Raw genomic sequence first — 22,147 nt, forward strand, 5'->3', positions numbered from 1 at the left:
CGTGGTCGGTAATTAATCACTGACTACGATGCGCGCACACCCGGCGCGCCGTTACGGAGGACCGCCATGACCGCACGCACCGCACCCGTCACCGAGCCCGCCGTCCCCGCGGACGTCAGCGCCCTGGTGGAGGACGCCGTCGCTCTCGCGGACCGGTGGCTCGCCGCCACGGAGGCCGGGCAGTCGGCCTCGGAGCGTGCCACGAGCGAGCAGCTCGCGGGCCTCGTCGGGGACGCCGAGGGCCTCGACCTCGCAGTGCGGTTCGTCGACCGGGTCGCCCGGCCCGAGGACGCCCGTGTCGCGGCCAAGGAGCTCTCGACCATCTCCTCCGCCGCGGCCGCGGGCTTCCTCTCCACCACGGACCGGGCCCTGCTCGGGGTCGGCGCCCGGGTGGCCCGGCTCGCCCCGGGTGTCGTCGTCCCGCTCGCGCGGCGGCGCCTGCGCCAGCTGGTCGGCCACCTCGTCGTCGACGCCCACGACCCCGCTCTCGCCGAGCACCTCGCCCGCGCCCGCAGCGAGGGCTTCCGGCTCAACATCAACCTCCTCGGCGAGGCGGTCCTCGGTGAGCGCGAGGCGGCCGGCCGCGCCGAGCGCACCCGTGCGCTCCTCGGCCGCGAGGACGTCGACTACGTCTCGATCAAGGTCTCCTCGCTCGTCTCCCAGATCTCCACCTGGGACACCGAGGGCACGGTCGCCCGGGTCATCGAGCGCCTCCGGCCCGTCTACCGTGCCGCCGTCGCCCGCTCGCCGCACGCCTTCGTCAACATGGACATGGAGGAGTACCGCGACCTCGACCTCACCATCGAGGTCTTCACGGCGCTGCTGTCCGAGCCCGAGTTCCACGACCTCGAGGCCGGCATCGTGCTCCAGGCCTACCTTCCCGACTCCGCCGCGGCGCTCGAGCGGCTCGTCGAGTTCGCCCGCGGCCGCGTCGCCGCCGGCCGGGCCCCGATCAAGATCCGCCTCGTCAAGGGCGCGAACCTGTCCATGGAGCAGGTGGAGGCCGAGCTGCACGGCTGGGCCCAGGCGCCCTACACCTCCAAGGCCGAGGTGGACGCGAACTACCTGCGCCTCGTCGAACGGGTGCTGCGCCCGGACCTCGTGGGCGTGGTCCGGGTGGGCGTTGCCTCGCACAACCTCTACGACGTCGCCCTCTCCCACCTCCTCGCGCAGACGCGTGGCGTGAGCGCGGCGCTCGACGTCGAGATGCTCCAGGGCATGGCGCCCTCGCAGGCCCGCGCGGTGCGCGACACGGTCGGCGCCGTCATCCTCTACACCCCGGTGGTCGCGCCCGAGGACTTCGACGTCGCCGTCTCCTACCTCATCCGGCGCCTGGAGGAGAACGCGCAGTCGCAGAACTTCCTCCACGGGCTCTTCGCCGGCGCGCCGGGGGCCATGGCCGATCAGGAGCGGCGCTTCCGGGACTCCGTCGCCGACCTCGCCGCCGCCCCGACCTCGCCGCGCCGCACCGCCGACCGGCCCCCGGCCGGGCCGCGGTTCACCAACACCACCGACTCCGACCCCGCCCTGCCCGAGACCCGGGCCTGGGCGGCCGACGCCGTCGCCACCACCCCGCCGCCCCTGACCTCCCGCATGCTCGGCTCCGCGGCCGAGGTCGACGACGTCGTCGCGATTGGCCGCGACGCCCAGCCCGCCTGGGCCGCCCGGCCGGGGCGGGAGCGGGCCGCGGTCCTGCGCCGCGCCGCCGACGAGCTCGAGGCCCGCCGTGGCGCTCTCGTCACGGTGATGGCCGCCGAGGGTGGCAAGACCGTCGCCGAGGCCGACCCCGAGGTCTCCGAGGCCATCGACTTCGCCCGGTACTACGCCGATCGCGCCGAGGAGCTCGACGGGCCGGGGCTGCTCAGCGACGGCGCCAGCTTCACCCCGCCGGTGCTCACCCTGGTCACCCCGCCCTGGAACTTCCCCGTCGCCATCCCCACCGGCGGTGTGCTCGCCGCGCTGGCCGCCGGCTCCGCCGTCGTCATCAAGCCCGCCCACCCGGTGCCCGGGTGCACCGAGCCGGCCATGGCCGCCCTCCACGCCGCCGGGATCCCCGGGGACGTCCTCCAGGTGGTCCGGGCCGACGAGCGCGAGGTCGGGCGGGCCCTGGTCTCCCACGAGGGCGTCGACACCGTGATCCTCACCGGCGCCGCGGAGACGGCGGAGATGTTCGCCTCCTGGCGCACCGGCCGGCCCGGCGGGCCGCGCGTGCTCGGCGAGACCTCCGGCAAGAACTCCCTCGTCATCACCCCCGCCGCCGACTACGACCTCGCCGTCGCCGACCTCGTCCGCAGCGCGTTCGGGCACGCCGGTCAGAAGTGCTCCGCGGCCTCGCTCGTCATCCTCGTCGGCTCGGCGGGCCGCTCGGAGCGGCTGCACCGCCAGCTCGTCGACGCCGTCACGTCCCTGCGGGTCGGGTGGCCCACCGATCTCGGCACCACCATGGGACCGGTCATCGAGCCGCCCACCGGCAAGCTCCACCGGGCCCAGACCACCCTCGACGCCGGCGAGAGCTGGCTGGTCGAGCCGCGCAGCCTCGACGACACCGGACGTCTGTGGTCCCCGGGCCTCAAGGACGGCGTCGCCCCCGGCTCCTTCTTCCACCAGACCGAGTGCTTCGGTCCGGTGCTGGGCATCATGCGGGTCGAGACCCTCGCCGAGGCCGTCGAGCTCCAGAACGCCACCGCCTACGGCCTCACCGGCGGGCTGCACTCCCTCGACGAGGCCGAGATCGAGTACTGGCTCGACCGCGTCGAGGTCGGCAACGCCTACGTCAACCGCCACATCACCGGCGCCATCGTCCAGCGCCAGCCCTTCGGCGGGTGGAAGGCCTCGGCCATGGGACCCGGCGCCAAGGCCGGTGGCCCCAACTACGTGGCCGAGCTGGGCACCTGGGCCCCCGACGGCGTCCCCACCCGCCAGGCGGAGCCGCCCGCCCACGTGCGCCACGCGCTCTCGGACTACACCGGGCTCGTCATCTCCCAGGCCGACCGGTCCTGGCTGCGGTCCGCCGTCGCCTCCGACGCCGCCGCGTGGCAGGCGGATCTCGGCCGCGCCGCCGACCCCACGGGGCTGTCCGTGGAGGAGAACGTCCTGCGCTACCGGCCCGCCCCGCTGACGGTGCGGACGGTCCCCGGTGCCGCGGTCGTCGAGCTCGTGCGGGTCCTTCTCGCCGCCGAGCTGGCCGGCACCCCCGTGCGGGTGAGCCTCGACCCGGCCACCAGCGCGGCCCTGAAGGACCTCGACGGCGCGGGGGAGGGGGCCAGGGCAGGCCTGCGGCGCCTCGCCGAGCACGTCGACCGCGCCGAGACGGCGGACGAGCTCGTGGACCGGGTGCGGCGCGACGGGCTCGAGCGGGTGCGCGTGATCGGCACCGGACCCGAGGCGTCGGCGCTCGTCGACGCCCTGTGGACCCCGGACGTGACGGTCCTGCACGGGCCGGTCCTGGCCACCGGGCGACGCGAGCTCCTCGGGGTGCTGCGCGAGCAGGCCGTCTCCCGCACGCTCCACCGCTTCGGCCACCTGCCGGCGCACCGGTGAGCCGGCCGGTGCGGGCAGCGGTGCGGGGGCCACGGTGCTGAACCGCTCCAGCCTCAAGGACCAGGCCCTGGAGGTCATCCGCCAGGACCTCGTCTCCGGGGAGATCAGGCCCGGCGAGATCCACTCCGCCGCGTCGATGGCCTCGCGCCTGGGCACCTCGTCCGGGCCGGTGCGCGAGGCCATGCTCACCCTCGTCGAGCAGGGAATCATGGAGGTGGTGCCCAACCGGGGCTTCCGGGTCACCGACCTCTCGGACCACGACCTCGACGAGGTCCACGAGCTCCGCATGATGCTCGAGGTCCCGGCCATGGGCCGTCTCGCCGAGCTCGGCCTCGGCGCCCACGCCGGCGCCGTCCGCACGGCGGCCCGGCGCTGCGAGGAGGCCGCCCGCCGCCAGGACCTCAGCGAGTTCCTCGTCACCGACCGCGAGTTCCACCTCGGCCTGCTGGAGCTCCTCGGCAACGGCCGGCTCGTGAAGTTCGTGGGTCAGCTGCGCGACCAGACCCGCCTCTACGGCCTGCAGGTGCTCGCCCGCGAGGGCCGGCTCCAGGAGTCGGCCGCGGAGCACGTCGAGCTCCTCGCGGCCATCGACGACGGCGACGCCGCACGGACCGCCCAGGTCATGGCTCGTCACCTCGCCCACGCCCGCAGCGACTGGGGGCCCGGGCCGGCGACGGCGCTCGCCCCGTCCTGAGGGGCCCCGCGCATTCCCGGCCGGCTCGACCGACCGACGTGGAAGCGCTTCCGCTAACCTGTGGGGGCGGCCCGGAGCGGTCCGCCGGGCGGGCCGGGAGGTGCGGATGAGCGGGGCGGAGTTCGCGCTCGTCGCGGTGACGATCACCCTCGCCGCCGGCCTCCAGTCCTCCATCGGGTTCGGCCTCGGCCTGTTCGCCGCGCCCGTCATCGCGCTCGTCGACCCCACGCTCCTGCCGGGCGCCGTCGTCATCCTCGGCACGTCGGTCGCGCTCCTGGTCGCCGTCCGCGAGCGCGCGAGCATCGACTTCCGCGGTGCCGGGTGGGCGATGGTCGGACGTCTGCCGGGAACCGCCGTCGGCGCCGCCCTCGTCGCCACCCTGCCCACGCGGGGGCTCAGCCTGGCCCTGGCCGCCTCCGTCCTCGCCGGCGTGGGCCTGAGCATCGCCGGGTGGCGGCCGGTGCCCCGGCGACGAGCCGTCGTCGCCGCGGGGCTCGCCTCCGGCGTCATGGGCACGGCGACGGCGATCGGCGGACCGCCCATGGCGCTGGTCTGGCAGGGCTCGTCGGGCCCACGCATGCGCGGGACGATGAGCGCCTACTTCATCGCCGGCTCCGTGTTCTCGCTCGTGGCGCTGCTCGCCGTCGGCGCGCTCGAGGCCCGGACGGTGACGATCGCCGTGGCGCTCCTGCCCGCCCTCGTCCTCGGCTTCGTCCTGTCGCGGCTCGTGCGCCCCTGGCTCGACGCGAACCGGCTGCGCACCGCGGCGCTGGCCGTCTCGGCGGCGGGTGCGGTGCTCGTCGTCGTCGCGGGCTGACGCGGCGCGCCACGCGCGAGCGCGGGGTAAGCGCCAGGGCGATCCTTCCCGTCCGGCGCGCGCAGGAGTACCTTCCGCGACACGTGTCTCGTAGATGAGGCGGTGGCGGGCGACGGCGTCGCCAGAAGGGTCACGTCCATGGAACCTCGCGCACTTCGCCGGTGGGGGGTGGCGGCGCTCGCCGTGCCGACCCTCGCCCTGACCCTCGCCGTCGCCCCCGCCGGGGCGGCCCCCTCGCCCACCGCACCCGACGCGTTCAGCGCCGAGGCGCTCGAGCCGGACGGCACCGTCACCGCCGGGAAGTCCGCGTCGTCCCGCCTCGCGCGCACCCCCGACGCCCTCCTGGAGCGTTCGGACGGCGACCCGGTCAACGTGGTCATCAAGCTCGACTACGACGCCGTCGCCAGCTACGCCGGCGGCGTCGACGGCCTCGCCGCGACCAGCCCGCGGGTGACCGGGCGCAAGCTCACCGGCGCCACGCCGGCCGAGCGCGCCTACGGCCGCCACGTCGCCGCGCTCGAGAGCGACGTCGTCGCCGACCTCGCCGCCGCCGTGCCGGCACTCGAGGTCGGGCAGTCCCTGCGCACCGTCTACGGCGGCGTCTCGGCCGTCATCCCCGCGGCCGCGGTCGAGGACGTCCTCGCCGTCGACGGCGTCGTGGCGGTCCAGCTCGACGAGCTGCGCCAGCCGCTCACCGACGCCAGCCCGGCGTTCGTCAACGCCCCGCCCGTCTACACCGCCCTGGGCGGTCCGGCCGACGCCGGCGCCGGCGTCATCTACGGCAACCTCGACAGCGGCGTCTGGCCCGAGCACCCCTCCTTCGCCGACCTCGGCAACCTCGATGCCCCGCCGGGACCGGCGCGGGAGTGCGACTTCGGGGACAACCCGCTCACCGCCGAGACCGACGTGTTCGCGTGCCAGAACAAGCTCATCGGCGGCGCGGCCTTCCTCGACACGTACCTCGACAGCCCCGCCCGCGCGGCCGCCGAGCCCTTCCACACCGCCCGTGACTCCGACGGGCACGGCACCCACACCGCCTCCACCACCGCCGGCAACGTGGTCGACAGCGCCGAGGTGTTCGGCGTCGAGCGCGGCCCGGTGCAAGGCATCGCGCCCGGCGCCTGGGTGATGGAGTACAAGGTCTGCGGCGTCCAGGGCTGCTTCGACTCCGACTCGGCCGCAGCCGTCGGGCAGGCCATCACGGACGGCGTCGACGTCATCAACTTCTCCATCTCCGGCGGCACCGACCCCTTCACCGACCCGGTCGAGCTGGCCTTCCTCGACGCCTACGCCGCCGGCGTGTTCGTCTCCACCTCCGCCGGCAACGACGGCCCCGGTGCCTCCACGGCGAACCACCTCTCGCCGTGGGTGACCTCCGTGGCGGCCTCGACCCAGACCCGCGAGTTCGCCACCACGCTCGAGCTGGACGCCGGCGGCGCCACCTTCACGGTCGACGGCGCGTCCATCACCGCCGGCGCCGGCCCGCGGACCGTGGTGATGTCCTCCGCGGCGCCGTACTCCGACCCGCTGTGCCTCAGGCCCGCTCCCGCCGGCACCTTCCAGGGCGTCATCGTCGCCTGCCAGCGCGGTCAGAACGCCCGCGTGGACAAGGGCCACAACGTCCTCCAGGGCGGCGCCGAGGGGATGATCCTCTACAACCCCACGCTCCAGGACAACGAGACCGACTCCCACTGGCTGCCCACTGTCCACCTGGCCGACGGCACCGACTTCGTCGCCTTCATGACGACGCACGCCGGAGAGACGATCATGGGGTCCTTCGCGGCTGGCGAGGCACGTGACGGCCAGGGCGACGTCATGGCCGCCTTCTCCTCCCGCGGCCCCGCAGGCCTGACCATCAAGCCCGACCTCACCGCACCCGGCGTGCAGATCCTCGCCGGCGACACCCCGGTCATGGAGACCATCACCAGCGGCCCGGCGGGGGAGTACTTCCAGGCCATCGCGGGGACGTCGATGTCCTCCCCGCACGTCGCCGGCGCCGGCGCGCTCCTCATGGCCGCACACCCGAACTGGACGCCCGGCCAGGTCCGCTCCGCCCTCATGACCACCGCCGTCACCGACGTCGTCAAGGAGGACCTCACCACCCCCGCCGACCCGTTCGACATGGGTTCGGGTCGCATCGACGTCGGCGCCGCGGCGGCCGCGGTCCTCACCCTGGACGAGACCGAGGAGCGGTTCCTCGCCCTCGGTGGCAGTGAGCTCACCGCGATCGACCTCAACATCCCGTCGATCAACGCCCCCACGATGCCCGGGTCCATCACGACGACGCGCACGGTCACCAACCACACCTCGACCATCCAGAAGATCGACGTGACCACGGCGGCGCCCGAGGGCACCTCGATCACCGTGACGCCGGCGAAGTTCAACGTCCTGCCCGGACGGTCGCAGACCCTCACGGTGACCATCGCCGCTGCGGAGGCGACGGGCGAGCAGCAGTTCGGCAGCATCCTCCTCACCCCCAAGGGCCGCGGCGGAGCCCTGCACCTGCCGGTCGCGTTCGTGCCCACCCAGGGCGCGATCAGCCTCAGCCAGTCCTGCGACCCCGCGTCGATCGCCGTCGGCGGCCTCACCGAGTGCACCGTCGAGGCCGTCAACAACACCTTCGACGAGCAGGCGGTCGACCTGACGACGACGGTCAACCAGCCGCTCCTTCTCCGGGCCGCCGCGGGCGCCGTTCTCACCGGTCCGCGGAGCGCCACGGCGCAGGCGACCCTCGCAGGGGCTGCTCTCGGTGTGCCGGACGTCGCGCCGGGTGCATCGCCGGCAGGTGGGTACCTCGCGCTGTCCCTGTTCGGGATCGCGCCGACCGTCGTCGGCGACGAGGACATCGTGAACTTCAGCGTCCCGGCCTTCGAGTTCGCCGGGCAGACGTGGAACACGCTCGGCGTGGACTCCAACGGCTACCTCGTCGTCGGTGGCGGGACGAGCGAGGACAACAACTGCTGCAACCTCCCGGCCGGCCCCGACCCGGCCCCGCCGAACAACGTGCTCGCCCCGTTCTGGACCGACCTCGACGGCACCGGGGCGCCCGGGATCTACGCGGGCACGCTCACGGACGGTGTGAACACCTGGCTCGTCATCGAGCACCAGGTCAACGTCTGGGGCACCACGGACCTCCGGAGCTTCCAGACGTGGATCGGCGTGAACGGTGTCGAGGACATCTCGTTCACCTACGCCGCGCCTCAGCTTGACCCGGCCGGTCAGGACTTCCTCGTCGGTGCCGAGAACGCGCTCGGCCAGGGCGACATGGAGGCGGTCCTGCCCAGCGTCGACCTGCGGGTGACGTCCACCGACGCCACCCCGGGCGGGAGCCTCGTCTACACGGTCACGGCCGAGGGGCTGCGCGCCGGCGCCGGGCTCGTGACCACGTCGATGACCGCGGGCGGTGTCCCCGGGACCACCGTGGTCCGCACCCCGGTGGAGGTGACGCGCCGGTAAGCGCTGCGCGGTGGGTGGCTGCTGGGGGCGCCACCCACCGCGGGGCGCCACTGGCGCGTGCCACGTCGTTCGTCACCGAAGGACCACCATGACCACCGAAGCGCGCCGCAACCCCGTCGGTCCCGAGAAGCGCCCGGACGGGACGCCCGCCTGCGAGACGGGCGACCTCATCATCATCCACAACCTCTTCCGCCGGCTCTACGCCGAGGCGCCGCAGCTCGTCCGCGCGGTGCCCGACGGCAGCGCCGAGCGGACCCGGGTGGTCGCCGACCACGTCGACGACCTCTCCCGCGCCCTCCACATCCACCACACCGGCGAGGACGAGGTCCTCTGGGACCGGCTCGAGCAGCGGGCCCCGGCGTGCGCGATGCACGTGGGGCAGATGCGCGAGCAGCACGCCCGGATCGCCGAGCTGCTGGACCGTCTCGACGGCGAGGTCGCCGCCTGGCGCGGTGGCGCGACCGCGGCGCACGGCGAGAGGGTCGCCGGGACCCTCGACGAGATCCGCGGCAGCCTCTTCAGCCACCTCGGCCAGGAGGAGGAGGACATCGCCCCGGTCGCGGCCGTCACCCTCACCCAGGCGGAGTGGGACCTCATGGGTGAGCACGGCATGGCCCGGATCCCCAAGGACAAGCTGCTCATGCAGCTCGGCGCCATCCTGGACGGCCTCGACCCGGAGGAGCGCAAGCACTTCCTCAAGAACGTGCCCGCACCCGCGCGGCTGCTGTGGGCGCTGCTCGGCAGGCGCAGGTACGCCCAGGCCAAGCGCGAGCTCTACGCCGACCTCACCCCCGCCTGACGGGCGTCCAACCCGGTCCGGCCTCAGCAGGGCGGGCCGTTGTGTCCGTGCACGCACGGACCCGCGGCGAGCGTCGTCCGGCGCCTACGGGGTGTAGCCGAGGTTGGGCCCGAGCCACGTCTCGGCCTGGGCCACCGACCAGCCCTTCCGGGCGGCGTAGTCGGTCACCTGGTCGCGGCCGAGCTTGCCGATGGCGAAGTACCTCGCCTCGGGGTGGCCGATGATGAGGCCGGACACCGCCGACGTCGGCGTCATCGCGCACGACTCGGTCAGCGCCATGCCGGCCTCGTCCGCCCCGAGGAGGGCGAAGAGGGTGCGCTTCTCGGTGTGGTCCGGCTGCGCGGGGTAGCCGGGCGCCGGGCGGATGCCGGCGTAGCGCTCGCGGACGAGGTCGGTGACCGGCAGGTCCTCGTCCGGCGCGTAGCCCCACAGGTCGCGGCGCACGTACCGGTGGACCCACTCGGCGAACGCCTCGGCGAGCCGGTCGGCGAGGGTCTGGGCGAGGATCGCGGAGTAGTCGTCGTGGTCGGCCCGGAACGTCGCGGCGAGCTCGTCCGCGCCGTGGACGCCGACGGCGAAGCCGCCGAGGTGGTCGCCCGCCGGGGCGACGAAGTCAGCGAGCGCCGCGTACCCGTTCGCGCGCTCCTTCTGCTGACGCAGGGTGTGCAGCCGCACGCCCTCGCCCGCCGACGAGCCCGCGGGGGCGCCGTCGGGCCGGGCGCTGCCGTCGGACGGTCCGCCGTCGTCCGGCTCGACGACGATGTCGTCGCCCTCCCGGTGCGCCGGCCACAGCCCGACGACGCCGCGGGCGACGAGCAGCTTCTCCTCCACGATCCGCGCGAGCAGGGCCTGACCGTCGGCGAAGAGGTGGCGGGCCTGCTCGCCCTGGCGCGGGTCGTCGAGGATCGCCGGGTAGGTGCCGCGCAGCTCCCACGCGGAGAAGAACGGCGTCCAGTCGATGATGTCGACGAGCTCGGCGAGGTCCGGCTCGATCACCCGCCGGCCGAGCACCTGCGGGGTGGGCTGGCCGGGGGCCTCGACGGCGCGGCTGCCGGCGCGCGCCGTCGCCAGGTCGACGAGGGTGACCTTCTTCGCCCCGTGGCGCTCGCGCAGCTCGGCGTACTCGGCGCCGACCCGGGCGGCGATGGCGGACTCGCGGCCGATGACGTCGGCCGCCACCCCGACCGCGCGGCTGGCGTCGACGACGTGCACCACCGTGCCGGAGTAGGCGGGGTCGATCTTGACGGCGGTGTGCGCTGCGGAGGTGGTCGCCCCGCCGATGAGCAGCGGCGTGGTCAGACCCCGTCGGGTCATCTCGGTCGCGACGCCGACCATCTCGTCCAGGCTCGGGGTGATGAGCCCGGACAGGCCGATGACGTCGGCGCCGATCTCGGCGGCGGTGTCGAGGATCTTCGCCGCCGGCACCATGACGCCGAGGTCGGTCACCTCGTAGCCGTTGCACGCCAGGACCACGCCGACGATGTTCTTGCCGATGTCGTGGACGTCGCCCTTGACGGTGGCCATGACGACCCGGCCCTTGACGTGGCCGCCCGTCTCGGCCGCCGCGGCCTCGAGGTAGGGGGTCAGGTGCGCCACGGCCCGGCGCATGACGCGGGCGGACTTGACCACCTGCGGGAGGAACATCTTGCCGCTGCCGAACAGGTCGCCGACGACGTCCATGCCGTCCATGAGCGGGCCCTCGATGACCGACAGGGCCGAGCCGAGCTCGGTGTAGGCCTCCTCGGCGTCCTCGACGACGTGGTCGGCGATGCCGTGGACGAGCGCGTGGCGCAACCGGTCGGCCACGGGGGCCTCGCGCCACGCGTTCCGGGCGGCTGCGCCGTCGCCGGCCTCGCGGGCCTGGCCGCGGTAGCTCTCGGCGAGGGTGATGAGGCGGTCGGTGGCGTCCTCGCGCCGGGCGAGGACGACGTCCTCCACGGCCTCGCGCAGCTCGGGGTCGATGTCCTCGTAGACGCCGAGCATCCCGGCGTTGACGATCCCCATGTCCAGGCCCGCGCGGATGGCGTGGAAGAGGAAGACGGTGTGCATGGCCTCGCGGACCACGTTGTTCCCGCGGAAGCTGAACGAGACGTTGGAGATCCCGCCGCTGACCAGGGCGCCGGGCAGGTTCGCCTTGATCCACCGGGTGGCCTCGATGAAGTCCAGTGCGTAGCGGTCGTGCTCGCTCATGCCGGTGGCGACGGTGAGGACGTTGGGGTCGAAGACGATGTCCTGCGGATGCACGCCGGCGCGCTCGGTGAGGAGGCGGTACGCACGCTCGCACACCTCGGTGCGGCGCTCGTAGGTGTCGGCCTGGCCCTGCTCGTCGAAGGCCATGACGACCATGGCGGCGCCGTGGCTGCGCACCACCGCCGCCCTGCGCAGGAACTCCTCCTCGCCGTCCTTGAGCGAGATGGAGTTGACGACGCCGCGCCCCTGGAGGCACTTCAGGCCCGCCTCGAGGACGTCCCAGCGGGAGGAGTCGACCATCACCGGCACGCGGGAGATGTCCGGCTCGCCGGCGAGGAGGTTGAGGAAGTGCGTCATGGCCTCGACGCCGTCGAGCATGCCCTCGTCGAGGTTGACGTCGATGATCTGCGCGCCGGCGTCGACCTGCTGGCGGGCGATCTGGATGGCGAGGTTCCAGTCGCCGTCCATGACGGCGGCGCGGAAGCGGGGGGAGCCGGTGACGTTGGTGCGCTCGCCGACGTTGATGAAGTTCAGCTCGGGCGTGACCTCGAACGGCTCCAGGCCGGACAGGCGCAGCCGGTGGGCGAGCGTCGCGGGGATGCGCGGGCGGGCGTCGCGCACGGCAGCGGCGATGGCGGCGATGTGCTCGGGCGTCGTCCCGCAGCAGCCGCCGACGATGTTGACCATGCCGTGGGTCGCGAAGTCGCCGAGCGTGGCGGCCATCTGCTCCGGCGTCTCGTCGTAGCCGCCGAAGGCGTTGGGCAGGCCGGCGTTGGGGTGGACGGAGACCAGGCGCTCGGTCGCGGCGCCGATCTCGCCGAGGTAGGGGCGCATGGCCTCCGGGCCCAGCGCGCAGTTGAGGCCGACCGAGAGCAGGTCGGCGTGCTCGGTGGAGATGACGAACGCCTCGGGGGTCTGGCCCGAGAGTGTGCGGCCGGACGCGTCGGTGATCGTGCCCGAGAGCATCACCGGGACGCGGCGGCCGAGCTCGGCGCCGACGTCCTCGACGGCGTGCAGGGCGGCCTTGGCGTTGAGGGTGTCGAAGACCGTCTCGACGAGGACGAGGTCAGCCCCGCCGTCGAGAAGCGCGCGGGCCTGCTCGGTGTAGGCGGTGCGGAGGTCGTCGTAGGTGACGGCGCGGTACTCGGGCCGCTCGACGTCGGGGGAGAGGGAGGCCGTGCGGTTGGTGGGGCCCATCGCGCCGGCCACCCAGCGGGGGCGGCCGTCGGCTGCGGTGAGCTCGTCGGCGACCTCGCGGGCCAGGCCCGCGGCGCGGCGGTTGATCTCCGGGACGAATGCTTCGGTGCCGTAGTCCGCCTGGGCGATGGAGGTAGCGGTGAAGGTGTTGGTCGTCGCGATGTCCGCGCCGGCCTCGAAGTAGCGGCGGTGGACGTCGCGGATGACGTCGGGGCGGGTCAGTGCGAGGAGGTCGAAGTTGCCCTGGTAGGAGCGGGCGGCCTCGGCGCCGTCGAAGAGGAAGTCCTCCTCGGTCAGGCCGGCCTGCTGCAGGAGCGAGCCCCAGGCGCCGTCGAGGACGAGGATGCGCTCGCGGGCGGCCTCGCGCAGATCTGCTCCGGTCATGGGTCTCACCTCCGTCCGGGCCGACACGGTGCCGATCCGTCTACCCAGGGTAGGTCGGCGTCCGGATGGTGGAGAGGTGGTCCCGCCAGGTGGGCGCGGACCCGAGCTCGCCGGTCCTTCGCGGTCAGGAAGGGGAACGCGCTCGCGAAGGCGCGCTGCCCCCATATGCTTCGCGGGATGAGGACCGTTCCGGAGGACCGATTTGAGTGACAACCGACATTCCTCAGCCCACCCGGAGCGGTCGCCGTGGCACGGAGCCGCCGGGCCCCACAGCGGGCAGGCGCGCGCGCCCGTCCCGGCGAACCGGTACGTGCAGCTAGCCCCGACCGGGACGGTCCGCGGGACCGGGACTGTGATCGTCCTGATGATCCTCACGCTGGGCCTGTACCGCCTCTACTGGTACTACTCGGTCCACGACGAGATGCGACGCCACACCGGTACCGGTATCGGCGGCGGTGCCGCAGTTCTCATCGCCCTCTTCGCGGGCGTCGTCTCCCCGTTCCTGGTCGCGCACACGGTCGGTCGGCTCTACGAGTCGCGATCGTGGAGACCGCCCGTCTCGGCACTCACCGGCTTGTGGGTCGTGCCCGGCGCCGCTCTTGTGATCGGTCCTCTGATCTGGTTCGTCCGCACCAACGGCGCCCTCAACGACTTCTGGCGCGGCGCGCGGCTCGCCTGGTCGAGGTAGTCAGAGTCACCGGTTGAGCCGACGGATGTGGTCGCCGCGTCCGTGGGTTGTGCGCCGTCCTGGGATGACAGGGACGTGGACGCCCGCTCGAGGAATGGCGACGGGGCTTTACCGGCGGTGTGGTCATCTGCCCCCTTTTCGGAGGGCTGGCAAGATGGGCGGCATGGTCATCTCCGCGGACGGTCCGGACCGCTCGACGTCCGCCCGGCCGGTCGGGGGCACGCCTCCTCCAGTTCTCCGGGCGCGGCCTCCGGCACCCGGGCGGGGAGCAGCGTTGTTGGCCGTCGTCCTTCTCTCGGCCGGACTCGCCGCGTGCACCTCGGGGCCGCCGTCGGCGGATGGCGCCGCGGAGGACCTCGCCGCCGCCCTGCAGAGCGGAGATCTCACCGCCGCGCCGCTGGCGTCGGAGGGGCGTGAGACTGCCCCCGCCGAGGCCGCGGAGGTGCTCGGCGCGGTCGGTGATCTCCCACGCCAGGTGGAGGCCACCGTCGGCGGGGTCGACGACAGCGGTGAGAGCCCGGTCGTCCCGGTCGAGCTGGTGTGGACCGTCGACGTCGACTCCACGCCGGCCGACCTCACCTGGACGACGACGGCGGAGCTCATGTACGACGGCGAGTCGTGGCTGGTGCCGTGGGCGCGGACCCTTGTGCACCCTGACGTCGACGGCGGCGGTGTCCTCGACCTCAGCCGGACGCCGGCGGCGCGCGGGACCGTGCTCGGTGCGGGCGGCGTCGACATCGTCACGGAGCGGGAGGTGCTGCGAATCGGCGTCGACAAGGCCAACGCCGCCGACCCCACGGCCGCGGCGCTCGCCCTGGCGGAGATCCTGGGCTTCGACGATCACCAGGGGTACGCCGACCGGGTCGCCGCCGCGGGGGAGCGTGCCTTCGTCGAGGCGATCGTCGTCCGCCGGTTCGACCACGGCGACCTCGACGTCGAGGCTGCCCTGGCCGTGCCCGGTGTGCTCGGGGTCGAGGGCACCCTTCCGCTCGCCCCGACCGCGGAGTTCGCCAGGCCGGTCCTCGGAACGGTCGGGGCGGCGACGGCGGAGATCGTGGAGGAGTCGGAAGGTGCTGTACGGGCGGGCGACGTCGTCGGGCTCTCCGGCCTCCAGCGCCAGTACGACGACGCCCTGCGCGGGGAGCCGGGTACGACGGTCGTGCTCCGGCACGGTGATGGGACCACCGAGGAGCTGTTCGAGTCGGAGCCGCAGCCCGGGGCGGACGTCACCACCACCCTCGACCCCGAGCTGCAGATGGTCGCCGAGGGGATTTTGGAACCGGTGAGCTCGGCCAGTGCGCTCGTGGCCGTGCGCCCGTCCACCGGCGAGGTGCTCGTCGCGGCGAGCGGTCCGGGCTCCGCCGGGCTGAGCACCGCGACCCTGGGGACCTATCCCCCCGGGTCGACCTTCAAGGTCGCCACCGCGTTGGCACTGCTGCGCTCCGGCCTGGCACCGACGGACGCGCTCGAGTGCCCGGCCACGGTGGTCGCTGACGGCCGCGAGTTCCCGAACTACCCCGGCTTCCCCGACGACGGGCTCGGCGCGACCACCCTGGAGCGAGCGATCGCGACGTCCTGCAACACCGCCCTCATCGGGGTGCGGGACCGCGTGTCCGCCGGCGACCTGGCCGCGGCCGCCGCCAGCCTGGGGCTCGGGGTGCCGGCCGACGTCGGCGTGCCTGCCGTGGCCGGTGACGTCCCGGTCGACCAGGAGGGGACCGAGCTGGCCGCCGCCATGATCGGGCAGGGCCGGGTCACCGCCTCGCCGCTGGCGATGGCGACCGTGGCGGCGAGCGTCGCCGCCGGTGCGCGGGTGAGCCCGGTCCTGGTCACCGACGTCGGCGGGGAACCACCCGCGGCGTCGGAGGGGGACCGTGACGGCGCGGGCGACGACGGCGCAGGGAGTGGTGCGGATGTTGCCGAGCCGGCGCCGCTCACCGAGGAGGAGGCCGCTGCCCTGCGCGCGATGATGCGCGCCGTCGTCCTGGAGGGGACCGGCACCCGTCTCTCCGGCGTGACCGGTGACGTCCACGCGAAGACCGGCACCGCGGAGTACGGGGAGACCGGCGCCACCCGCGAGCACGCTTGGACGATCGCCTTCCGCGACGACCTCGCTGTCGCCGTCTTCGTCGAGGAGGGCGTCTCGGGGGCGGACACCGCCGTCCCGCTCGTCGCGCAGTTCCTCGAGTCGGTGCGGTAGGCCGGACCTGCCCTCTCGCCCGCCCGGCCGATCGCCCGCCCGGCCGATCGCCCGCCGCGGGCGATCCCGTCGCGAACGATCCCTTCGTCGCCGAACGATCACCCCGTAACCGAGTGAGAGTGGTCTACCGGGATCGTTCGGCAACAAAGTGATCAGTGGCGGAATGTCCCGCTGCTGCGGGCAACAGAGGGATCAGTGGCGGAATGGCCCGGTGCGGCTGGTCACAGAGCGCTCAGTCGCGAACCAGCGGCCGGGCTCGTGTTCGCCCGGGCCGCCCGGCACCCGCCCTACGGTGAGACCGTGAGCATCGACCCGAACGAGCTGCTGGCCGGTCCCCGCGGCAGGCGGCTGTGTCTCGTGCTCGCAGCGACGCCCGGTGAGGGCGGTGGTGCTCGGGAGGCCGAGGAGCTCCGCGTCGCGGTGACGTGGGCGGCGTACGACCTCGACCCGGGCCGCGGGACGTCCCGGGTCGTGCTCGCCTTCGCCGACGCGACGGGGACCGCGGAGCCCGAGGTGCCACGGTCCTCGAGCGCCGACGTCGCCCACCTCCTCGACGCCGTGCCGCTGAGCGCCCCCGGCCCGCGCACACTGCTCGACGCCCTGGGCCTGGCGGTCGACTTCGCGCGCTACTGGCAGGAGCCCGACGGCGAGGACGTCCTCGCCGCGGCCCAGGAGGTGCGTGAGGCCCTCGCCCGGGTCGCGCACGTCGTCGCCGGTGCAGCGGCGGCAGCATGGTGGACGAACCCGGTCGACAGGTCGGACCAGTGGTCGGTGACGTTCACGGACGGGCCGACGCCGACGCCGACGCCGGCGCCGCCGCCGGAGACCGTGGCCGAGCGCCTCGCGAGGTGGCGTCATGGCGCGGCCGCCGAGGAGGCGAGGGCCGCGCGGGAACGTCCCCACGATCCGAGCGCGAGCTGGAGCGGCACGTGGTGGTCGACCCCACCGTCCGACCTCAGACGCACCACCCGCAGGCTCGCGGGCCTCGGCCCCGCCGGACTGTGGCTGGTGGAGGACGCCGGGGGCTGGGACGAGGCCACCGCGCGACCGGTCACGGTCCCGCCCGAGGCGGCGGTGTACGAGATCGACGGGCCATTGGCGTGGGCGGAGCTGTGCCGGCGCTACCCCCTCGAGGTGACGGCGTCGCGCCGGCACGACTGGTACCGGACCACGGGACAGGACTCCCGCTGGGTCCAGCCGGACTGGTCCCGCGTCGCGGCCGACGTCGACGCGGTGCACCTGACGGTGGCCGGCTACCTCACGACCGCCGGCCGGGCGATCCCCGTCACCGACGACCTGCGCACCGTGCTCGCGGGCTGGAACCCGGACGAGACCTTCTGGCTGACCGACCGCGTCACGCCCGCCGCGGAGGAGCAGGGCTGGGCACGCGACGACGACGGCGGGTGGCGGGTCGTCCCCCGACCGCGCTGAGCTACGCCGGCGGCATCGCGACGATCGGCGTCGTGGTCGGCTGCGCCGATCCGCCGGCCGGCTCGACCGTCATGGCGAGGACGGCCCCCTCGGGCACCGGCGCCACCTCGGTGCTCGCCAGCCCGTCGCGCGCCTCGACGATGCCCGCCGAGGTGGGTCCGCCGTCGTCGATCACCCAGAGCTGGTAGTCCTGGTCGCCCTCGAGGGCCGGCAGGTCCCGCACGGTGAAGAACGCGCCTTCGTCGCCGACGACGGCGACGGCGCGACCCCCGCCGGTCACGTCGGCGCTGAGCAGCTCGGCACCCGGCCTGGCGAGCGCCTCGGTGATCGAGGCGACCTGGTCCTCGGCGAGCTGGGCGCGCTGGGCCTGCTGGACGGCGAGGGTGCCCGGGATCGCCGCGGCGAGCAGCACCGCGGCGGCGGCCAGCCAGCGCTGGTGGCGCGGCGCGGCGCGGCGGGCGGAACCGCTCCGGCCGGCGGTGGCGGCAGGGACTGTCGTGGGCAGGTGCGCCTCGCGCGAGGTGCCCGCGGTGCGGCCGGCGGCCGGGGCGCTCTCCTGCGGGGTCGTCGCGACGGCGGCCAGGACGGCCTCCCGCAGGGCCGGGGGCGGCGGGGCGGCCTGGCTGCCGGCGAGCATCGCGGCGGTCTCGCGCAGCGCCCGGGCCTCGGCGGCGACCTCGGGGTCCTCGCGGATGGCGCGCTCGACGGCGGCGCGCTCGACGTCGTCGACGGCGTCCAGCGCCCACGCACCCAGGAGCTCGCGCTCGGCGCGGTGATCGCTCATCGGTCCATCCCCAGACAGGTTCGCAGGCGGAGCAGGCCGTCCCGGATGCGGGACTTCACCGTCGGCAGGGAGGCGGCGACGTCCTCGGCGACCTCCCGGTAGGTCCGGCCCCCGTAGTAGGCGCGGGTGACGGCGTCGCGCTGGAGGTCCGAGAGGGTCCCGAGGCAGCTCAGGATGCGGTCACGGTCCTCGCGCTGGACGACGGTCTCGGCGACCTCGTCGAAGGGCCGGTCGTAGTCGCGGGCCGAGGCCCGGTGGTCGCGGTCGCGCTCGGACTGGACGGCGCGGACCCGGTCCACCGCCCGCCGGTGCGCCATGGTCGCGACCCACGCCAGGGCGCTGCCGCGGCCGGGGTCGAACCGGCCGGCGGTGCGCCAGACCTCCAGCAGCACCTCCTGGGTGACCTCGGCAGCCTGGTCCGGGTCCCGCAGAACCCGCAGCGCCGTGCCGTGCACCATCGGGGCGGTCTCGCCGTACAGGACCGCGAAGGCCTCCTGGTCCCCCCGGGCGACGGCGGTGAGGAGGGCGTCGACCCGCTCGGCCCGGTCGTCGCGCGTGCGGCCGGTCTCGTGCGGCGGCGTGCCGCGCCGGGTGTCCTCGCTCGGGGCGGCCTCGCTCGCGCCGGCCCCTGTCTGGGCCCGTCCGGGGAAGGTCACCCACCCATTGTGTCCCGGATCGTCCGGCCGGGCCGCCGGTGTGTCGAGAGCCGGGCCGCGCCCCCGGTCGCGACACACCGACGGCGGGCGGTGGACCGTCAGCCTCGCCATCGGTTCACCGCCCGTCGTCAGTGCTGGGGTCCGTCAGGCCTCGACCAGCGCCTCGGCGAGGGAGTCGATCGCCCCACCGAGGGTCTGGACGTGCATGGCGAGCCCCTCGGCGACGGCGTCGGCGGGCAGCTCGCCGCCGGAGATCTCCTCGAAGAACGCCCCGGCCTCGCCGCGGTAGCCGTCGAGCTCGATCAGTGCGGCCGCCGCGGCCTCGTCGTCACCGGACGCGACGGCGTCCGCGTAGTCGACGAAGTAGCCGATGTGCTCGCGCCACAGGGCGAGGAACGACTCGCCCTGCTCGGCCCCGGCGAGGGACCCGACGGCCTCGGACAGGGCCACGGAGTTCTCGTCGAGGGTGGCCGCGGCCGCCTCGAACGCCGCCGAGGACATGCCGCCGTCGGAGGTGTAGGCCGTGAACACGGCGAGCCCGGCGAGGTAGACGTGCTCCTGCAGGCCTGCGGTGAGCTGGGCGCGCAGGGTGGCGGCCTCGTCGGCCGGGTCGCCCTGGAGGCCCGCGGCGGAGGCCAGACCGCCGGCGATGACCGCGGCGCCCTCCCCGACGTGGGCGGCGGCGGCCTGCAGCGAGCCGTACGCCTCGGGACTGCCGGCGGCGAGGTCGTCGATGGCGGCGGTGAGCGTGGTGACGTGCATCTCCAGGGACATCGCGACGTCCGCGGCCGGCAGGGCGCCGCCGCTGACCTCCTCGAAGAACGCCCCGGCCTGGCCGGTGTAGCCGTCCAGGGAGGCGAGGGCCGCGTCCCGGGCGGCGTCGTCCCCGCCCTTGACGGCGACGGCGTAGTCGACGAAGTAGCCGATGTGCTCGCGCCACAGGGCGAGGAAGGCCTCGCGCTGCTCGTCCCCGGCGAGGGAGCCGACGGCGTCGGCGAGGGCGACGGAGTTGGCGTCGAGGGTGGCGGCGGCCGCCTCGAACTCGGGCGAGTCCGCGCCGGCGGTGTAGGCGGTGGCCACGCCGATGCCGGCGAGGTAGACGTGCTCCTGGAGCAGGGCGGTCAGGCCGGCGCGCAGGTCGGCGGCCTCGGAGTCGGTCTCGCCCGGGATCTCCAGGGCGGCGGCGAAGCCGGCCGCGAGGGTGGCCGCGGTCTCCGGCATGTGCTGGGCTGCCGTGCGGGCGTCGGCGAACGGGTCGCCGGTGCCCATCGGCATGACGGTGGCCGGCACCTCGGGCGCCGCCGACATCTCCTCGGTCATCTCCTCGGTGGCGTCGGTGGTCATCTCCTGCGTGGGCGTCGCCGCGGGGGCGGCCTCGGGCTCGGAGCTGCCGCAGGCGGCGAGGCCCAGCGTGAGGGCGATCGCGGCGCTGAGCGTGGCGGTGGGGCGGCGAAGCATGCGTGTGGTGGACATGTGACTTTCCCTCGTCTCGTTGGTGCGGTCGTCAGGGGTTCGGGGCCATGCCCGGATCGGATGGGTGGGAATCTGCGGAGCGGTGGTGAGCGGCGGTTCAGGCGCGGCGTGGCGAGGCCGCCGCAGCCGGTCGGCGACGCCGCCCCAGCCGGTCGACGGCGCCGCGCACCGGGGCGGTGTCGGCCAGGCCGGGCAGGGCGGCAACCGTCTCGTCGAGGTGCGCGAGGCCGAGCTCGGCGGAGGGGCCGACCCCTGCCGTGCCCGCGGCCGTGTGACCGGTGACCAGGCGTGCGGTGCCGGCCGTGACCGGGGCGTACCGCGTGCCGGGCCAGCGCCACCGGGCGGCGGCCCGCCGGGCCAGCCGGCGGGCTCCGGCGCTCGTGTTCAGCCGGCGTGCGGCGTCGTCGGCGTAGAAGGCCAGGTGCCGTGCCTTGATCCCGCCGGCGCGGGTGAGGAGCGGCTCCAGGCGGGGCTCCTCGGCCGCGAGGGCACGGTAGGTGTGGGTGAGCGCGGCGGCGTCGAGCCAGGCGGTGACGAGGTGCGCGGCCGTGACGTCGGCGCCGAGGAGGTTCGTCCGGACGGCCGCGACCGTGGGGCGGGCCCGGTCGTCCCACGTCCGTCGCAGGCGCCCGAGCGGACCGCCGGGCGGCTCGACGGCGGGACGGCCGTTCGCCTCGAGGACCGCCGCGAGCGTCTCGGCGAGCCAGAACTGCTCGTACGTCCAGGTGATGAGGAACGCCGTGACGCGGGGGTCGGCGTGGGCGGGTGTGACGAGGACGTCGCGCAGCAGGTCGAGCAGCGAGCGCTCCACGCGCCAGAGGTCCGCGAGGACGTGGAGCGCGGTCGGGGTGAGCCCGGTCAGCGCGTCGAGGCCGGCGTCCGAGGGGCGGATCTCCCGAGGGTCGGTGGTGTAGGCGCGCACGTCGAAGGCGGCCGTGGCCACGGCGTTCCGTTCCGTCGACGGCGCCCCGGCGCTCACGCCGCCACCCTCTCCAGGGCGTCGGCCACGATCGTCAGACCGGCCATCCCCGGCAGCGCGGCGACGTGGCGGTCGATCGCGTCGACCTCCTTGCGGCCCTCCGGGCCGGCGAAGAGCTGACCCATGACGTGGCTGACCTCCGCGTCGCTGGAGATCCCGGACCCGACCGGCTGCCACGCGGTGCGCAGCGCCAGGCGGGCCAGCCGCTGGGCCCGGGGGCTCTCGGCCAGCCGCGCACGGGCCTGGGTGGTGTAGAACGCGATGTGCTTGGACTCCTGCCCGGCGATCCGGCGCAGCAGCGCCGTGAGTCCGGGGTGAGCCTCGAGCGCCGCGAGCCTCTTGTACGCGGCGGCGGCCGAGCGCTCGTTCACCGCGCCCCACACCATGTGCACGGCCACGAAGTCCTTGCCCGCGAGGTTGGACAGCACGGACTGCTTGACCGGGCTCATCCGGTCGCGCCAGCCGAGCTTGACCCGGCGCGCCTTGACCTCGTCGTAGGTGACGGCGATCCCGTGCAGGCCCAGGACGTGCGCGAGCGCCTCCCCGTGCCAGAACTCCTCGCGGTTCCACATCGTCATGAACGCGCTGACCTCGCGATCCCCCCGCGAGGGCGTGACGAGCATGTCCCGCAGGTAGCACACCGTGTGGTACTCGACGTCGCACATGTAACGCAGGGTTCGCAGGGTCTGCGGCGGGAGCGGCTCATCACGGAAGACGTCGAGGTCGAGGTCGTCCCAGCCGACGGGAACGGAGTCGCGGGCGAAACGGTCGATGTCGAAGGCCATGGCCGGTCCCCCTAGGACGTCGCGCCGTCGGGGACGGCTGTCGGGGTCCGTGGGGCGAGGGGCGGCGGGTTGGG

General features: G+C 74.5%; 14 protein-coding genes. 8 read left to right on the forward strand and 6 right to left on the reverse strand.

Translation table 11 applies throughout. From position 1 onward, the window contains the following. Positions 1 to 66: 66 nt before the first annotated feature. The 5 genes from AAEM63_RS00710 (at position 67) to AAEM63_RS00730 (ending at position 9,306) form a co-directional block, all read left to right on the forward strand. Positions 67 to 3,540 (forward strand): bifunctional proline dehydrogenase/L-glutamate gamma-semialdehyde dehydrogenase, encoded by a 3,474-nt coding sequence (locus tag AAEM63_RS00710; protein ID WP_341359831.1) that lies wholly within the window; start codon positions 67 to 69, stop codon positions 3,538 to 3,540. A 34-nt stretch (positions 3,541 to 3,574) separates the two neighbouring features. Continuing rightward, the gene (locus AAEM63_RS00715; RefSeq protein WP_341359832.1) at positions 3,575 to 4,234 is read left to right on the forward strand and encodes a GntR family transcriptional regulator; all 660 of its coding nucleotides are present in this window, start codon (positions 3,575 to 3,577) and stop codon (positions 4,232 to 4,234) included. A gap of 106 nt (positions 4,235 to 4,340) precedes the next feature. Further along, on the forward strand, positions 4,341 to 5,051 hold the full coding sequence (locus AAEM63_RS00720) for a sulfite exporter TauE/SafE family protein (RefSeq protein ID WP_341359833.1): 711 nt from the start codon (positions 4,341 to 4,343) through the stop codon (positions 5,049 to 5,051). 138 nt (positions 5,052 to 5,189) lie between these two features. Further along, positions 5,190 to 8,507, forward strand: a complete 3,318-nt coding sequence (locus AAEM63_RS00725) for a S8 family serine peptidase (protein WP_341359834.1) — start codon at positions 5,190 to 5,192, stop codon at positions 8,505 to 8,507. Positions 8,508 to 8,595: 88 nt separating this feature from the next. Further along, a complete protein-coding gene (locus AAEM63_RS00730) occupies positions 8,596 to 9,306 on the forward strand; it encodes a hemerythrin domain-containing protein (RefSeq protein ID WP_123916050.1) in 711 nt (236 codons plus the stop codon). An 84-nt stretch (positions 9,307 to 9,390) separates the two neighbouring features. On the opposite strand, the gene metH is transcribed toward AAEM63_RS00730, so the two are convergent. After that, positions 9,391 to 13,077: a methionine synthase gene (metH, locus tag AAEM63_RS00735; RefSeq protein ID WP_341359835.1), complete on the reverse strand. Its 3,687-nt coding sequence runs from the start codon at positions 13,075 to 13,077 to the stop codon at positions 9,391 to 9,393. A gap of 310 nt (positions 13,078 to 13,387) precedes the next feature. Between metH and AAEM63_RS00740 the strand changes: the two genes are divergently transcribed. The 3 genes from AAEM63_RS00740 to AAEM63_RS00750 all read left to right on the forward strand — a co-directional run bounded on the left by AAEM63_RS00740 (position 13,388) and on the right by AAEM63_RS00750 (position 17,396). After that, positions 13,388 to 13,765, forward strand: a complete 378-nt coding sequence (locus AAEM63_RS00740; RefSeq protein ID WP_341359836.1) for a DUF4234 domain-containing protein — start codon at positions 13,388 to 13,390, stop codon at positions 13,763 to 13,765. Between the two features lie 277 nt (positions 13,766 to 14,042). Further along, on the forward strand, positions 14,043 to 15,965 hold the full coding sequence (locus AAEM63_RS00745; protein ID WP_341359837.1) for a penicillin-binding transpeptidase domain-containing protein: 1,923 nt from the start codon (positions 14,043 to 14,045) through the stop codon (positions 15,963 to 15,965). A 300-nt stretch (positions 15,966 to 16,265) separates the two neighbouring features. Continuing rightward, entirely contained in the window at positions 16,266 to 17,396 is a 1,131-nt protein-coding gene (locus AAEM63_RS00750; protein WP_341359838.1) for a hypothetical protein, read from the forward strand. Between the two features lies 1 nt (position 17,397). Here AAEM63_RS00750 and AAEM63_RS00755 read toward each other — a convergent pair whose 3' ends face one another. The 5 genes from AAEM63_RS00755 to AAEM63_RS00775 all read right to left on the reverse strand — a co-directional run bounded on the left by AAEM63_RS00755 (position 17,398) and on the right by AAEM63_RS00775 (position 22,073). Then, complete coding sequence (locus tag AAEM63_RS00755) at positions 17,398 to 18,180, reverse strand: anti-sigma factor (protein ID WP_341359839.1); 783 nt, start codon at positions 18,178 to 18,180, stop codon at positions 17,398 to 17,400. After that, the gene (gene sigK / locus AAEM63_RS00760; RefSeq protein ID WP_341359840.1) at positions 18,177 to 18,836 is read right to left on the reverse strand and encodes an ECF RNA polymerase sigma factor SigK; all 660 of its coding nucleotides are present in this window, start codon (positions 18,834 to 18,836) and stop codon (positions 18,177 to 18,179) included. The genes AAEM63_RS00755 and sigK overlap by 4 nt, the downstream gene beginning before the upstream one ends. Positions 18,837 to 18,980: 144 nt before the next feature. Then, the gene (locus AAEM63_RS00765) at positions 18,981 to 20,309 is read right to left on the reverse strand and encodes a hypothetical protein (protein ID WP_341359841.1); all 1,329 of its coding nucleotides are present in this window, start codon (positions 20,307 to 20,309) and stop codon (positions 18,981 to 18,983) included. Between the two features lie 97 nt (positions 20,310 to 20,406). Continuing rightward, on the reverse strand, positions 20,407 to 21,288 hold the full coding sequence (locus AAEM63_RS00770; RefSeq protein WP_341359842.1) for a hypothetical protein: 882 nt from the start codon (positions 21,286 to 21,288) through the stop codon (positions 20,407 to 20,409). Next, entirely contained in the window at positions 21,285 to 22,073 is a 789-nt protein-coding gene (locus AAEM63_RS00775) for a ferritin-like domain-containing protein (protein ID WP_341359843.1), read from the reverse strand. The genes AAEM63_RS00770 and AAEM63_RS00775 overlap by 4 nt, the downstream gene beginning before the upstream one ends. Positions 22,074 to 22,147 lie beyond the last annotated feature (74 nt).

The organism is Georgenia sp. M64 (assembly GCF_038049925.1).
Classification (GTDB): Bacteria; Actinomycetota; Actinomycetes; order Actinomycetales; family Actinomycetaceae; genus Georgenia.